Origin of the sequence: Mucilaginibacter sp. P25 (assembly GCF_050859465.1) — a bacterium.
Lineage (GTDB): Bacteria > Bacteroidota > Bacteroidia > Sphingobacteriales > Sphingobacteriaceae > Mucilaginibacter > Mucilaginibacter gossypii.
The window spans coordinates 5,855,023-5,870,429 of record NZ_CP193937.1 but is presented as its reverse complement, the minus strand read 5'-3'; the positions used below and the strand labels follow the sequence as shown (position 1 = coordinate 5,870,429).

Here is a 15,407-nt window from a genome sequence, read left to right as displayed (position 1 = left end):
CCTTTAACCTTTAACCTTTAACCTTTAACCTTTAACCTTCAAAAAATCGATATTTCGTTTCAATCCACTAAATTTTGTGCGCTTAACGGCCGAATTTTTAAATACTTTTTGAAAAATATCCTGTGTAATGTCCTGCCAGTCGGCGGTTTTCAAGTGCAGTAAATCAGGGTGCGGAGTAAAGGCTGGTTCGGTATTTAGCACCGAGAAGCGGTTCCAGGGGCAAACATCCTGGCAAACGTCACAACCAAACATCCAGTTATCCATCTTACCTTTAAACTCCTGTGGAATTTCGTTTTTAAGTTCGATGGTTAAATAGGAGATACAACGGCTGCCATCAACTACGTACGGCCCTACAATAGCATCAGTAGGACAGGCGTCGATACAATTGGTGCAGGTGCCGCAATGATCGGCTGTGGGAGCTATATCGTACTCCAGTTCAAGGTCAATGATCAGTTCGGCCAGGAAAAAGAACGAGCCGGCTTTTTTGTTGAGCAGGTTGCTGTTTTTGCCAATCCAGCCCATTCCTGCTTTACGTGCCCATGCCTTATCAAGTACCGGTGCCGAATCAACAAACGCACGGCCGCCTACTTCACCAATTTTATCATTAATGATTTGCAGTAATAGCCTCAGCTTATCTTTAATCACCGTGTGGTAGTCAATTCCATAAGCGTATTTAGAGATTTTGGGCGATAACGGATCATCCTGCTGCTGATCGGTATAATAATTAATGCCTAATGATATAACCGATTTAGCCCCGTCAACCAACAAACGCGGGTCAAGGCGCTTATCGAAATGGTTTTCCATGTACGCCATTTCGCCATGCATGTTTTTATTGAGCCAGGATTCAAGACGCGGGGCTTCGTCTTCTAAAAAATCTGCTTTGGCAATACCACAAAACAAAAAGCCAAGTTTTTGTGCCTCGTTTTTAATGAGTTGACTGTATATGGCTTTGTTTTGCTGCATTTATGCAAAGATAGTATAAATTGAAATTGGTGCGCGAACGGTTATGCTCTTCAATAAGGTTTAATCAATCATGGTATACTTGTATAAGGAGATTATTCGTTATTATAGTTTACTCCGTTTTGCTATAAGTTTACTATTGGTGCAGTTTTTGTATCTGATAAAAAAAGGGATTTATAGCATGCTTGAGCATATTAAATACTTGCCTGCGCATGTGTTAGGAATGCATGCAGCCGGCCACGTTACTATTGGCGATTATGAAAAGGCCTTAAGACCATTGCTTGAGCAACAGGTAAAACAAACTGGGCGAATAAACTTTTTACTGGTGCTGGAAACTAATATAAAAAATTTTACAGCAGGTGCCTGGTGCGGCAATATCAGGCTGGGCCTTAAATATTTTACCCGGTGGAACAAAGTTGCTGTTGTAACCGATCAGGACGGTGTTCGGGAGTTCAGTCATTTGTTTAAATATATTTTACCGGGCAAGTTTGCGGGCTATAAGCTGGAAGAATTGCACGAAGCCGTAAAGTGGGTAACAGAAGTTAAATAAATAACCATTATGGAAACAATACATAAAACAGCAGCGATGAATAATGATGATTCAGATCTGCACAATGATGAGTTAGGTGAAAATACCGGCGATGATACGATTATTGCTGAAATACTTCATTTGAAACCCGGCGAGAAAGATATCAGCAAAATGCCCTCATCAAATATGGGACAAGGCCCGGCGGGTGAGGATTTGTGAGCCGTCCGTCTTCTAAAGGGAAGATACGGGTGATATTAAACAAGAACTGCCCGCTCTTTGAGCAGGCAGTTCTTGTTTAAATGTGTTGAGATTAATAATGCTATCCAACCACACCCTTTAGGGGGCTAAAAGCTGTTCCTGATACTGTTGCTTAACGTTTTGGTGCTCCAGTATCCGCTATCTAAAATACGGCGCACAGTCATTAATGGATCGGCTTGATCACGTTTATCAGCTAATTGGAAAGCCATTTTAAAACCGCGTTTCCTAAGCTCAGGCAAAGCAGCTTTGTTCCAGATGCCAAATGGATAAGCAAAGTAGTCCATTTTTTTGCCGGTGATTTCTTCCAATGTTTTAGTTGGTTTTTCGATTTGGGTAACCCAGTCGTCCACCGGGCGATTGGTTATTTTACCATTTTTGCCAATGATCTTAAGGGTTGATGTATGTGAATAACGGTCAACACGGTGGTGGTCCCAGGTGTGGCTGGCAATAACGTTACCTTCGTCAGATAGTTGTTTTACCTGCTCTTTGGTCATGTAATGCGGACGGCCTAACGATACGGTCATCACAAAATAAACCGCTTTAAAACCATACTTTTTAAGGGTAGGATTGGCAATGGTGAACTGATCAAGGTCGGTATCATCAAACGTAAGCATGATAGGCTTTTTAGGCAGCGGCGCGCCCTTGGTAAGGTATGCATAAAGCTGATCGGGCAGTATGGTGTGGTAACCGCTGTCGGCCAGCATTTTGATGTGTTCTTTAAAAGCAGCAATTTGGACAATATAATCCTTGGCGTTTTTTGAATCGGTAGGCTTCCAGTCGCGAATTTGGTGGTAGCAGAGAATAGGGACTTGCTTGCGGGCTAAAATGGCAGCGGCATCACCTTGTGAAGCAGCATTGGCAGCCGGAACTTCAGCAACCGGGGTAGCAGTAGTTGATTTATCTGATGGCTTCGACTGGCATGAAACAGCGCCGAAAGCACAAAGGGCCAGCATGGCTAACGTTTGTTTTATCATATTATAGGTTGGTTTTATTCCTTAATTAACGGCAGCTAAAATAATAATTATATAACACGCAAGCCTTGCGATGTAAACAAAATTAATTAAGACTTTAAGTGTGATAACCGGATAATTATTCGCTTTTATTGATGATCTGCTTCAGGCCCGGCTCGCATGTAAGCAGGTGCCATCCGCCAAAAACTACAAACACTTTGTTATGGGTTTTAAGCAGATTGTCAATGGTGCGAAGCAGGCTTTGATCCCTGATCTCTTTGGAGGCTCTGCCAATTTCCTGAAATTTTCCTTTGGGGTCAAACGGATTGGTAGGTTCCAGCTCCTCGAGCTTAAAAGGGCGGTTAAGCAGTTTTTGATAGGCGGCTTCAAAATAATCCAGGGTTTGCTCAGCCGGAGAAAGCTTTACTCCACCTGTTTTCATGATATAGCCTTGTATAAATTTAGCATAATTTGCTTTAAATGTCGCGCTATCGGTAACAGGAGGCCGTTGGCCCCACATTAAACGTTCGGTAACTATATAAGCTAAAAATTCGCTGGTAGTGTATCTCTTCAATAGCTCTTTAAATTCAAGGCTATCGGTCATGTCGCCGTTAACGGTTATAATTTTAAGGCTATCTGCAAGGGTTTTGGTAAGCCCTATTTCACCATCTTTTTGAATGGCTTCTTTTTTTGAGGCGAAAACCTTTTTTGAAACATCTCCTCCTTCGTTAACACATACATCAGGTCTGAATTCAAAAAATGCCTTTTCGATCCCCTTAAACATCGGATTTTCGGTGTCGTTGTTATCTGGCAAATGGTTAACGCCACAAAAAACAATCTCCTTTTTGTCGTTTTTAAACCTTAAGATGTAGGGATTGGCAGGCAAGTGCCCGGCAGCATCAAGTTTGATCTTTAAGTAACTAACCGTTGGGTAAACCTCAGCGGATGCTTTGTCTTTTTTGGTTCCGCAGCTTAACAAGGCCGAGGAAAATAACAGTAATAAAGTTATGTATTTCATCGGCCCTGTTGTGTTTGTTATAAAACTATACGCTTTCCTTCTTTTATTGACCGCTTGGCGGCATCCAGGATTTGCATAACAATCATATTGTATTTTAATGATGAACGGTCATCCGGGTGCCTGAGCGGATTTGCGAGGGCTGAAGTAAAATAGGCTACCGGCGCATCAGCTGGTGCTACCAGTGGGGCAGCTTTATAACCTCTTACACGGTTATTAACTTTTATTTCAACACTATCCTTATCGAAGGCATGGATATAACCCTTAGCACCGAAAATCTCCATATCCTTGATACTGAAAGGCCAGTTCCAGGAGGCTTCAATCTGCCCGGTGGCATTGGCGTATTCAACCAATATGGTGGCATCATCCTCAACCTTCGGATATACGGTTGGTTTATAATGCCTTGCGATGGCGGTTACTGCTATCGGGCGCTGGCCCTTCATTAGCCAGGTCATCAAATCAGCGCCATAGCAACCAAAATCATTCAGTGCGCCCGCACCATTTAATACAGGATCTGTTAACCAGCTCAAAAATCTTCGCTGCAGCCAATTTCGCGTGGCCCCTGGTGCCCGTCATGTACCACCATTTTACGGATCAAACCTATGCTGTCCTGCTTAACGGTGTTATAAGCATCCTGGAACGATGGGTACCAGGTAGTTTCATAATTGGTTAATACTTTGACGTAGTATTTAAGGGCCAGAAACTCCATACGTTTAGCCTGCTCAAGGGTGGCGGCCAACGGTTTTTCAACCATTACAGAAATACCTAAGGGTGCGCAGGTCTCCACAATATCCACATGTTTGCCAACAGCGTTGTAACCCAACACAATAGCAGGCTTACGGGTGGTGCACATTTTCCTTAGGTCATCAAAAAACAGGGAATCGGGCAGGTTATATGCTTTGCCAAATTTTTCCCAAAGCTTTTTATCAGGTTCGGCAATGCCTACAATATTTACGTTCCCTTTTCGGTACTCACTTAATATGAGGTGGATATGGTCATGGTTTAAGCCCATAATACCTACTTTTAGTGTCGGTACGGGCTTGTGTATCACTGGTATGGTGTCTTTTTTTGCCTTGTTAACTGAATCGGCAGGTGCCGTAACCGAAGGGGCTGGTGCTGTACCCGGTGGCGGTGGTGTTGTTTGTGCCGATGCGATAGTTATGCAGCTTAAAAAGAGCGTAGTTGTAGTGAGCAGTTGTTTTAATTTGGTTTTCATGATTGGTGGCGATGTATACGTTTATCTCAAAATAAGGATGGATTTCCTCCCAGCTTTATCTTTCCTAAATGTTTGTAGGCAGCCTCAGTAGCTTCACGGCCGCGGGCCGTACGCATTAAAAAGCCTTCCTGTATTAAAAACGGTTCGTAAACTTCTTCAATTGTGCCCTCGTCTTCACCAACTGCTGTTGCAACGGTTTTTAAACCTACCGGACCGCCTTTAAACTTATCAATAATGGTAAGCAGGATCTTGTTGTCCATTCTCGTCCAGTCCGTGACTATCTACATTTAAAGCGTTCAATGCGTACTGGGCAATCTCCGTATCAATCTTGCCATTTCCTTTTATTTGGGCGAAATCACGTGTGCGGCGAAGTAATGCATTGGCAATACGGGGGTACCACGACTGCGGCGGGCGATTTCGTAAGCACCTTCATCAGTAATAGGTGTTTTAAGTATCGATGCCGAGCGTAGTACAATGGTGGTAAGCAGTTTGGCATCGTAATATTCCAGGCGCGAGTTGATGCCAAACCTGGCCCTTAGAGGCGCAGTAAGCAAGCCGGAACGGGTAGTTGCGCCTACCAGGGTGAATGGATTAAGCGAAATTTGTACCGAACGGGCATTGGGGCCGCTCTCCAACATAATATCTATCTTAAAATCCTCCATGGCCGAGTAAAGGTATTCTTCAACCAGCGGACTTAAGCGGTGAATTTCATCAATAAAAAGGATATCCCCGGTTTCAAGATTGGTAAGCAAACCAGCCAAATCGCCGGGTTTATCTAAAACAGGGCCTGAGGTGATCTTAATGCCTACACCCATTTCATTGGCGATAATGTGCGAAAGGGTAGTTTTACCTAAACCCGGAGGGCCATGCAGCAGCACGTGATCAAGCGCTTCACCGCGCTGACGGGCAGCTTGTACAAAGATCTTTAAATTGGCTAATATTTTATGCTGACCGGTAAAATCCTCAAATTGCTGCGGGCGTAATACTTTTTCAATATCACGTTCGGCCGGACTGAGACGTTCGCGTTCAGGGTCAAGATGCTCATTCATTGCCAACGAAATTAGTAATTTTTTAGGCTAAAGGTGAAAGGTTAAAGGTAAAAGGTTTGTTTCTTTTGAGGAAGCGAAAGGTTAAAGCTAAAAGGCGAAAGGTTTTTTTTCAGTCGATAGATTAATTTGCTTTAAATACAAAAAGTTAAAGTTTTGTTATGTAACCTTTAACCTTTCGCCTTTACCCTTTCACCTTTAAAAAATCACCCCTCCGGATATTTCCTGAAGATGCTGTTGATCTTCATTTGGATCACGCCCAAAAATGCCTCGCGAAAAATTCGGGTTGACATTTTAGAGGTGCCAGCCGTGCGGTCGGTAAATATGATGGGTACTTCTACCAGCTTAAAACCGTGTTTAAGGGTAGTATATTTCATTTCGATCTGGAAGGCATAGCCAACAAATTTGATTTTATCCAGGCTCACGGTTTCAAGTACTTTACGCTTGTAGCACATGAAGCCGGCGGTAGCATCCTGCACCTTCATTCCGGTTATAAAACGAACGTATACCGAGGCAAAGTAGCTCATCAGCACCCGGCTCATGGGCCAGTTAACCACATTTACACCGGTTACATAACGGGAGCCTATTGCCGCGTCGGCACCGTCGATACAGGCTTGCCTTAGCTTTAACAAATCATCTGGGTTGTGTGAAAAATCGGCATCCATCTCAAAAATATAGTCGTAATGATGGGTTATGCACCATTTAAAACCATGTATATAAGCAGTGCCCAATCCCTGTTTCCCGGCTCGTTCTTCCATGAAAAGACGACCTTCATATTCGGCCTGCAGGCTTTTTACTATCTGTGGCGTGCCATCAGGCGATCCGTCGTCAATGATCAGGATATGAAAATCATGAGGCAAAGAGAATACCTTGCGGATCATCCGCTCGATGTTTTCCTTTTCATTATAGGTGGGTATGATTACGACGCTATCAGGCACTGAACGTTATTTTAGAAAATGAGTTAAATGTTTAAGCTGCGAAAATAATCAATTTATAGAGCATCAAAACAAAAAAACAGGAAAGCACATGCAGTCCTGTTTTTTCGAAGTCATATTTTATAGGTTATTCGTGTCGGCGATAACCTCGTTTTCTATATAAGGGTCGGTGATATAGTTTCTTTCTTTAAGGCGAGGCGCAACAAACATGAAGATGATGATAAACACTCCAATAAAACTTACGAAAAACCACTCATAGTTGGCGCCCGCAAGATTTTTGGCCCACCAGCCACCGTCTTCAATAAGTCCGTTAACAAGAGCTGTGATCAGGTTGCCAAATGAAACAACCAGGAACCAGATTCCCGACATGGTACTTTTCATGGATTTTGGAGAATGGGTATAAGCGTATTCCAGCCCGGTAATTGACACTAATACTTCTGCAGCTGAGAGTATTAAAAAGGCCAGCACCTGCCACCACATCGATGGTGAGCCACCATGATCAATACTAACATGTGTAAAACCGATAACTACAAACGATAATGCTGTTAAAACCAAACCGGCACCCAGCCTGCGCAAAGGTGTTGTTTTTAACCCGATCTTATCTAAATTGGGATAAATTACATAGTTAAACAGTGGTATGAATAACAAAAGGAAAATGGTATTAAATGTAGACATTGAACCTGGTTCTATCTGGAATGAGGTAAAACCAAGATTGATGTTTCGATCCATTTTTGCGGCATATAGCGTCCATTCTGAAAGGCACTGGTCCCAAACAGCCCAAAATGCCAATGCAAAAAAGAATACGGAAATCACACGGTATACTGCTTTAACTCCTTCAACCCGTTCCGGATCATAGCTTTCTTTGGCAATATCAAGTAATGATTGGCCTGGTTTCTTTTTACTTAAATGGGTAAGTGCATACCATGTAATAAACACCAGGTTATTTCGGTTTACGCCCTGCGGAGGCACTTTTACATATTTTTTGCGGCCCATAAAAAATATAACAGTTGCCAAACCCATTAATATCCCGGAACACCAAAAGCCCATTTAGGGCCGTAATATTTGTAAATGGTAGGGATAGCAATCGTTGATAACATAGAGCCTGCATTGATGCTAAAGTAAAACCAGCCGTAAACTTTTGAGAGCAAATCCTGATTGCTGGCATCAAACTGGTCGCCTACGTTGGCCGAAACGCACGATTTGATACCACCCGCACCGATGGCGACAACAAGCATACCTATTTCAAAGCCACTAAGGCTTGTATCAAACATCGCCAGCAACAGGTGTCCAAAGCAATATACTACAGAAATATAAAGGATGAGCTTGTATTTGCCGGTAAACCAGTCGGCCACCATGCCGCCTACAAATGGTAAAGCGTAAGCCACCATAACAAATAAATGGTTCAGCTTATTGGCATGGGCATCAGCCTGTTGGGCTAACGCGGGATTACCTGCAGGGTTAAAGAATTGTTTTACCAAAAAAAGGGTAAGTATCGAACGCATGCCATAAAAGCTAAAACGTTCAGCGGCTTCATTGCCAATAATGTAAGGGACGCTCTTGGGGAATTTTGATTTTAGGGGAGCAGTTTTTTCTTGCATCAGTTAACTTAAAAATTTGCTAAAGGTAATATAAATCTTATAAACCGAAATTTAATACCGAAAATGAGATACTTTCTGTAACAAAATGGTTAATTTTTGATTATTGCTGTTATTTAATTTCTTAGTGCCTCACCGGTAACAGTGCCCGATCTTTTGCGGCTTGTTTTTTAGGGTCGATATATTGATTATCGGTACTGGTACCATCAGTAATGTTGCGCATATCGATGTTTTCTACATAAGTCCAGCGACCATCTTTTAATTTATAGCCGTCATAACTCAGGTCGGGGCCAAAGGTTTCAGGTTTATCCTTGCTCCGGCCGTCGGGAGCCGAAAGATGATCAAATACAATAATGTTTTGCTCGGGTACAAACCTTAACAGCATAGATACCTGCCGGGCGTATTCAAATATTACCCTGTTGCGGGTTTTGCTGTTACCATTAAATACTGGCATCCCAAACTGCGGTACGCCATTGTTAAACGAAATTACATCGATCACTTTTTTCGTCGATTTTACCGTATTGCCTTTCCAGCCTAATAATACATAATAAGGTTTGGGGCCATAAACAGGCATTATCTTATAGTATTGAGCGCCGTACCATTTATGACTATCGGTTACCGAATCTTCAGGGTTTTTCAATAATGGTGAATAATCCTCAAGCGGAAACATTTTAAGCGGGCCGCCGGTATTTATTTGCACCGTGCCGTAAAAACGGTAGCTGCCATCAAGGTTCATCACATGCCAGCTCAGGATGCGGAAGCGGTTGTCGGGCGAGTTAATAATACTGACACTCTTAACCGAATCAAACGGAAACAGGAAGGAATTGTTGATCTTTAACGCCTGTACCAATATTTTAATGAATTGGTAATTGGCATTTTTACGCTCCATATCGTTCTCATCATTTACAATCTTTTTGCCCAGGTGGGTAAGACTATCCTGGTATTCGTTAAGTTTTTTGAGCCTTGTACCTTCGTCATGGTATTGCGCAAAAGTTTGCATGCAAAGCAGTATGGAGAAGATAGTAAGAAGGATTTTTTTGTCACTATTTTAATTTAATTAGTTGAGCTTTTTTTTATGTCTTTGCGAGATGGCTTTGCAAGTTTCTTTGTATAGAATGAGATTGTTTCGTTTCTTATAATGACGTAATAGTAGACCGTTGGTTAGCGTTGTATTTTATAATCTATTTTATAAATACGGGCGTTGCCTGAGGCCCGGGCTTTCCGTTACAAGTCCTCGCGTTGCATGCCCGCGACCCAACCCGCGCTGTGGGCTTTTCACTGCAATCCCTAACGCGCCCCACGCGCAACATCACTAAAATACATTTTGCTTATAATGACGTTACTTATAAAGTACTAACGTAAATTTTCGATAACCATTGCGCTGGCACCGCCACCTCCGTTACAGATACCGGCAGCGCCGTATTTGCCGTTGTTTTGCTTTAATACGTGTAAAAGGGTAACAATGATTCGTGCACCCGAAGCGCCGAGAGGGTGGCCTAATGAAACAGCACCGCCGTTAACGTTTACTTTTTCCGGGTCGAGGTTCAAAAGCTGGTTGTTGGCTATTGATACTACAGAGAAGGCTTCATTGATCTCAAAGAAGTCGATATCGGAGTTTTGCAGGCCCGCCCTGTGCAGTGCCAGCGGAATGGCTTTTGACGGTGCGGTAGTAAACCATTCGGGCGCCTGCTGTGCATCGGCGTAGGAAACCACCTTAGCCAATGGGGTTATACCGAGTTCATCCGCTTTTTCGCGGCTCATAAGCACTACAGCTGCGGCACCATCATTCAGGGTCGAGGCGTTGGCGGCCGTAACCGTACCATCTTTTTTAAATACGGGTTTTAATGAGGGGATCTTGTCAAACTTAACTGTTTTGGGTTCCTCATCTTCAGTAAACATGGTGATATCGCCTTTTTTGTCTTTAAGGCCAACCGGGGTAATTTCGTCTTTAAATTTACCGTCTGCCTGTGCTTTTTGGGCGCGCTGGTATGATAATATGGCATATGCATCCTGTTCCTCCCGGCTGATGTTGCAGTCGGTAGCGCAAAGCTCGGCTGCTGAGCCCATATGATAGTCGTTGTAAACGTCCCAAAGACCGTCTTTTACCAAACCGTCGATGATTTGCCCATTACCTAAACGGTAACCGTTGCGGGCCTTATCCAGGTAATAGGGTACGTTGCTCATGCTTTCCATGCCGCCGGCAACAACAATATCGTTTTGCCCTATGGCTATGCTTTGGGCGGCTAACATAATGGCTTTCATACCCGATGCACAAACTTTATTAACGGTTGTTGCGGGCAAATAGGGGAGCCCGGCAAAAATAGCTGCCTGTGTTGCCGGCGCCTGCCCAACATTGGCCGACATTACATTGCCCATATAAATTTCCTGAACCTGATCGGGCCGTAACCCCGCTTTTTCAACTGCCGATTTGATGACTGCCGCGCCCAGCTGTGTGGCGCCGATAGCAGCCAGGCTGCCTCCAAAACTACCTATAGGTGTGCGTGTAGCCGCTACTATTACTACTTCTTTCATGTGTCCCTCATTAAAATTGGTGGCCAAATTTAGTGATTTGGATGAAAGAAAATACTATGCATGCATAATAAAATTAGTTGAGCAAGAGATTAGAGGTTGGAGGTTAGAGATTAGGGTTTTCGCTTATCCGAACCAGAATTAAAAGACTTAAGAATCTGGCATTTTGTCCATTTATATAATGGGTATTCAACTAATCTCTAACCTCCAACCTCTGATCACTCTTCTTCTTTTTTCTTTTTAACTCCTTTTTTCCTCGCATGCAGGGCTTGTTGCATGAGGTATTCGATCTGGCCGTTGGTGCTCCTGAATTCTTCGGCTGCCCAGCTTTCAATCTCCTTCAGCATGTCGGGATTAATACGTAATACAAATGCTTTCTTTTCGGCCATATCAACTTGCGGCCGCTGCCTGGGCCTGTTTTAACAAAACTAAATTTATGCCCAGTAACGCCAGCAAAGGCAGTTCTGGTATTTTTTTGATCATGTCGAGGTCCATTTTTACAATAAATGGCTTTTTCCGGCTCCATATTTTGGTTTCTACATTCAGGATATCGCCCAATTGCTCATTTACCCAGGTGCAGGTGCGTGAAAGGACCTTTTTATTATAAAAAGTAGCCACGAGCCCATTGTTTAAATTGAGCGTTATCTTACTGCTCCAGATCTCTGGTGTCACCAAACCTGTTTCTATGCCATCGGGTTGCTCAATAACAAGTTTTCGGCCTATCCAGTTCTTGCGTTTTACTACCCAGTCTCCATTTGCTGTTTCGAGTAAGCAAGTGCGTTTTAAAGCTCCGGTATAGGTAAGCTTCCCATAGCTAAACTGCCCGTCGGTAAGTTCGTACCATGGTCGCCAAAAACCATGCCTCAATACTGGTAATTCCGACACGCGGAGTTGGTCAAAGCTTCTGAATTGGTCCATGGTATTAATGGTATAAAGTACCGGTATTAACAACAGGGTTAACGGCTTTATCGCCGCAAAGTACAACCAGTAGATTGCTTACCATGGCTGCCTTGCGTTCCTCGTCAAGTTCAACTATGTTTTTTTCGGATAGCTTGTTCAGTGCCATTTCAACCATGCCAACGGCACCTTCAACTATCAGCTTACGGGCGGCTATTATGGCCGATGCCTGCTGTACCTGCAGCATGGAATGGGCAATTTCAGGAGCGTAGGCCAAATGGGAGATGCGGGCTTCTAATACCTCAATGCCGGCGCGGTCAAGCCTTTCGTTCAACTCCTTCTCCAACATTGAGCTTACCTGTTCGGCGCCACCGCGTAGAGTAATGGCTGCAGTTTCATCCTCCAGGTTATCATAAGGGAAAGAGTTGGCCAGGTGCCTTACTGCAGCTTCGCTCTGGATATTTACATATTGAATGTAATTTTCAACCGCAAATACGGCAGCGGCGGTATCTTTTATCTGCCATACTATAACCGCTGCGATTTCAATAGGGTTGCCAATGCTATCGTTTACTTTCAGTTGTTGGCCGTTAAGGTTAAAGGCTCTTAATGATACTTTTCTTTTTACGGTGAAAGGGTTCACCCAAAAAAAGCCATCTTTTTTTACAGTACCCAGGTACTTGCCGAAAAGGGTAAGCACTTTTGATTCGTTAGGATTAACGACAACAAGTCCCGGAGCAGAAAAACGAAGCCGATGATAGCTAACATAGCGCCAATAGGTTCTTCACCCGCCCAAAAGCAAAGGGCAGCTATTACCAGTAATGCAAGGAATACAATAAGCACAGCAAAGCCGGATGGCGGGTTGATGGTTTTTTCAGGATTCATGATTTAGTTTGATTTTAAAATGATATCATAAAGATATCAAATTTATTTTTACAAAAGCAAGAAAAACTGCATATAACAGAAACTTATATTATTTTTGACAGGTTAATCATTTAAATGGCAAAACTATCCACTTCGCGCCAAAAGGCTTTACTGCGCAAATACGCCCGTAATGTTAAGTTTTTGATGATGCTGATTAGTATCGTGCTTATTGTTTACTTTTTACCGAAGCAGGCAAAATTTAGCTACGAGCACGAAAAGGGGAGGATCTGGAACCAGAAAGACCTGGTATCGCCCTATAATTTCGCCATATTAAAAACACCTCAGGAAATCATGGCCGATCAGAAATCGGCCCTGGAAAGTATTACGCCTATATACCAGCTGGATGCCGCCATGCAAAACCAGCAGATTGATGGTTTTAAGGCCGACCTGGAAATTAAATGGCATAATGCCGGTATCAATGACAAACTCAAGTCGAAGTACATTGCTGTCGGTACCGATTTATTGACCGAAATTTACCAGACAGGGGTTTTTAAACCCAATGCCAAATATCAGCAAAGCTCCGAAAATTACCCCATACGGATCCTGGATAAGAATGTGGCCACTGATAAAAACACCAGTGAGCTGTTTACCAAAGAAAAAGCGCAGGCTTATTGTGATAAGGTATTGAGCAGGCACACAGATTTAGATAAAGCCTTCCTGCTCGATGTGATCAGTAACCGCCTCCAAAATAATCTTGCCTATGATAATAATCTTACTTCAAGGCTGGAGAAGGAAGTTATAGATGGCCTTTCGGTAACACGCGGAATGGTACAAAAAGGAGAAGTGATAGTTTACAAAGGCTCGGTAGTTAATGATGATGTTTATCAAAAACTTGAGTCATTTAAAAAAGCCTTTGAGGATAACGCCCGTGTTAACGGTAACAGGAACTTAGTGCTCTTGGGGCAATTTTTCCTGGTGGCTATAGCTATATCGCTGCTCATGATTTTCCTGTATCTTTTCCGTAAGGATATTTACGCCGATAACAGGTTGGTAAGTTTAATATTATTGGTAATTACTACCATGCTGGCCACTTTATCGCTGGCTATAAAATTGCAGTTTCCTACTAATTTATACTATATCCCTTATTGCATAGTACCCATCATCATTCGCATATTGTTTGATACCCGTTTGGCACTTAACATCCATTTATTGGTGGTGCTGATAGCAGGATTTTTGTGCCCAATAGCTTTGAGTTTGCCTATTATGAGATTACGGCCGGCATGGTATCAATTTATAGCATTAAAAACCTGGTACGGAGAGAGCAGTTCCTGATCTCGGCAGTGATTATCATTTTTACTTATTTCGTAGCATTTTTAGGGATTACCTTTATCCGAGAAGGCGACTTCCTGAACATCGACTGGATGGACTTTTTGCCGTTTGTAGTTAGCGTACTGCTTACCCTGCTGGCTTACCCGCTTATTTATTTGTTCGAGAAGGTTTTTGCCATCACTTCCGAAATTACACTCATCGAACTAACCAATACCAATGCGCCATTGCTGCGCGAACTGGCTTTTAACGCACCGGGCACCTTTCAGCATTCGCTGCAGGTAGCCAACCTGGCCGAAAACGCTATTTATGCAGTTGGCGGCAACGCCTTGCTGGTTAGGGCGGGGGCGCTTTATCATGATATTGGCAAAATGGAGAACCCTTTGTTTTTTATCGAAAACCAAAGTTCGGGCTTTAACCCGCATGATAAACTGCCTTATGAAGAAAGTGCCCAAATCATTATCCGCCACGTGAGCAGGGGGATTGAAATGGCACGCAAGTCCAACCTGCCCGAGGTGGTGATTGATTTTATCCGTACCCATCATGGTAATACCCGCGTGGATTATTTTTACCAGTCGTCATTGAAAAATTTTCCGGAAAAATTCATTAACGAGAACATTTTTCGCTATCCCGGCCCCATTCCTTTTACCAAAGAAGGTGCCGTTTTAATGCTTGCAGACTCTGTTGAAGCCGCATCGCGCTCATTAAAAGAGCCCGATGAAGAATCCATCAGTGTACTGGTAGACCGTATTGTGAAATACAAGCTTGATCAAAACCAGTTGAAAGACAGTAATATAACTTTGAAAGATATAGAAACAATCAAGGCTATTTTTAAGCGCATGCTGATGAGTATTTATCATGTTAGGATAGATTATTAAAAAATGTAATTTTTTTTGCGGGGATACTTGAATTACTATATTTGCAGTCCCTGAAAAAGGGATACAGTTAAAAAAACAAAACGGAGAGATGCCTGAGAGGCCGAAAGGAACAGTTTGCTAAACTGTCGTACTGGAAACGGTACCGAGGGTTCGAATCCCTCTCTCTCCGCCAGTTTCAATAACAAAGTGCATTAAAAGCCTGCAAATCAAATGATTGCAGGCTTTTGTTTTTGGGCTAAATGCCCATTTTATCCACCATTTCGCATATAAAAAGTGCGTTATTCGGTGAGTTAATTTTTGAAAATACTCACTCATCAATATCTACGTATTATTCTGGTAGTCAACCTGTTAAAAAGTTGAACATCTTGTACGGATCTGATTGCAAGCTTAATTTTGTTTCACTTTTTAATGT

The 15,407-nt window shown here is 42.9% G+C and carries 15 protein-coding genes, 1 tRNA gene and 3 pseudogenes; 5 read left to right on the top strand and 14 right to left on the bottom strand.

Annotated features, from left to right (window positions below; genetic code table 11):
• Positions 1-24: 24 nt before the first annotated feature.
• Complete coding sequence (gene queG / locus ACRQ5D_RS29570; RefSeq protein ID WP_091162398.1) at positions 25-963, bottom strand: tRNA epoxyqueuosine(34) reductase QueG; 939 nt, start codon at positions 961-963, stop codon at positions 25-27.
• Between the two features lie 178 nt (positions 964-1,141).
• On the opposite strand from queG, the gene ACRQ5D_RS29565 reads away from it, so the two are divergent.
• Both ACRQ5D_RS29565 and ACRQ5D_RS29560 read left to right on the top strand, forming a co-directional pair.
• Positions 1,142-1,510, top strand: a complete 369-nt coding sequence (locus ACRQ5D_RS29565) for an STAS/SEC14 domain-containing protein (protein WP_218134327.1) — start codon at positions 1,142-1,144, stop codon at positions 1,508-1,510.
• A gap of 9 nt (positions 1,511-1,519) precedes the next feature.
• A complete protein-coding gene (locus ACRQ5D_RS29560; protein ID WP_091162402.1) occupies positions 1,520-1,708 on the top strand; it encodes a hypothetical protein in 189 nt (62 codons plus the stop codon).
• Between the two features lie 125 nt (positions 1,709-1,833).
• Here ACRQ5D_RS29560 and ACRQ5D_RS29555 read toward each other — a convergent pair whose 3' ends face one another.
• From ACRQ5D_RS29555 to ACRQ5D_RS29495, 13 genes and pseudogenes are all read right to left on the bottom strand, one after another.
• Entirely contained in the window at positions 1,834-2,721 is an 888-nt protein-coding gene (locus ACRQ5D_RS29555) for a polysaccharide deacetylase family protein (RefSeq protein ID WP_091162403.1), read from the bottom strand.
• Between the two features lie 115 nt (positions 2,722-2,836).
• Complete coding sequence (locus ACRQ5D_RS29550) at positions 2,837-3,715, bottom strand: hypothetical protein (protein ID WP_091162405.1); 879 nt, start codon at positions 3,713-3,715, stop codon at positions 2,837-2,839.
• A 17-nt stretch (positions 3,716-3,732) separates the two neighbouring features.
• Positions 3,733-4,242, bottom strand: a complete 510-nt coding sequence (locus ACRQ5D_RS29545) for a Gfo/Idh/MocA family protein (RefSeq protein ID WP_432327499.1) — start codon at positions 4,240-4,242, stop codon at positions 3,733-3,735.
• Complete coding sequence (locus tag ACRQ5D_RS29540; protein ID WP_432327497.1) at positions 4,239-4,928, bottom strand: Gfo/Idh/MocA family protein; 690 nt, start codon at positions 4,926-4,928, stop codon at positions 4,239-4,241. Before ACRQ5D_RS29540 ends, ACRQ5D_RS29545 begins: the two co-directional genes overlap by 4 nt.
• A gap of 26 nt (positions 4,929-4,954) precedes the next feature.
• Positions 4,955-5,977 (bottom strand): annotated as a pseudogene (gene ruvB, locus ACRQ5D_RS29535) (Holliday junction branch migration DNA helicase RuvB).
• 203 nt (positions 5,978-6,180) lie between these two features.
• The gene (locus ACRQ5D_RS29530; RefSeq protein WP_091162408.1) at positions 6,181-6,912 is read right to left on the bottom strand and encodes a polyprenol monophosphomannose synthase; all 732 of its coding nucleotides are present in this window, start codon (positions 6,910-6,912) and stop codon (positions 6,181-6,183) included.
• Between the two features lie 117 nt (positions 6,913-7,029).
• Positions 7,030-8,180 (bottom strand): annotated as a pseudogene (locus ACRQ5D_RS29525) (MFS transporter).
• Positions 8,181-8,628: 448 nt separating this feature from the next.
• Positions 8,629-9,504 carry a hypothetical protein gene (locus tag ACRQ5D_RS29520; RefSeq protein ID WP_091162411.1) on the bottom strand — a complete coding sequence of 292 codons (876 nt, stop codon included), beginning with the start codon at positions 9,502-9,504 and terminating at the stop codon, positions 8,629-8,631.
• 353 nt (positions 9,505-9,857) lie between these two features.
• Positions 9,858-11,036 (bottom strand): acetyl-CoA C-acyltransferase, encoded by a 1,179-nt coding sequence (locus ACRQ5D_RS29515; RefSeq protein WP_091162413.1) that lies wholly within the window; start codon positions 11,034-11,036, stop codon positions 9,858-9,860.
• A gap of 215 nt (positions 11,037-11,251) precedes the next feature.
• Positions 11,252-11,422 (bottom strand): ribbon-helix-helix domain-containing protein, encoded by a 171-nt coding sequence (locus ACRQ5D_RS29510; RefSeq protein ID WP_091162415.1) that lies wholly within the window; start codon positions 11,420-11,422, stop codon positions 11,252-11,254.
• 1 nt (position 11,423) lies between these two features.
• Positions 11,424-11,951 (bottom strand): hypothetical protein, encoded by a 528-nt coding sequence (locus tag ACRQ5D_RS29505; protein WP_143020666.1) that lies wholly within the window; start codon positions 11,949-11,951, stop codon positions 11,424-11,426.
• A 4-nt stretch (positions 11,952-11,955) separates the two neighbouring features.
• Positions 11,956-12,627 (bottom strand): SPFH domain-containing protein, encoded by a 672-nt coding sequence (locus tag ACRQ5D_RS29500; RefSeq protein WP_432327495.1) that lies wholly within the window; start codon positions 12,625-12,627, stop codon positions 11,956-11,958.
• On the bottom strand, positions 12,591-12,812 hold the full coding sequence (locus ACRQ5D_RS29495) for a hypothetical protein (RefSeq protein WP_432327493.1): 222 nt from the start codon (positions 12,810-12,812) through the stop codon (positions 12,591-12,593). The genes ACRQ5D_RS29500 and ACRQ5D_RS29495 overlap by 37 nt, the downstream gene beginning before the upstream one ends.
• Before the next feature lie 114 nt (positions 12,813-12,926).
• Between ACRQ5D_RS29495 and ACRQ5D_RS29490 the strand changes: the two are divergent.
• The 3 genes and pseudogenes from ACRQ5D_RS29490 to ACRQ5D_RS29480 form a co-directional block, all read left to right on the top strand.
• Positions 12,927-14,245: pseudogene (locus ACRQ5D_RS29490) on the top strand (HD family phosphohydrolase); the annotation flags it as partial.
• Positions 14,222-14,995: an HDIG domain-containing metalloprotein gene (locus tag ACRQ5D_RS29485; RefSeq protein ID WP_431200895.1), complete on the top strand. Its 774-nt coding sequence runs from the start codon at positions 14,222-14,224 to the stop codon at positions 14,993-14,995. The pseudogene ACRQ5D_RS29490 and the gene ACRQ5D_RS29485, both read left to right, overlap by 24 nt.
• 82 nt (positions 14,996-15,077) lie before the next feature.
• Positions 15,078-15,167 (top strand) — tRNA-Ser (locus ACRQ5D_RS29480).
• The last annotated feature ends 240 nt before the right edge of the window (positions 15,168-15,407 follow it).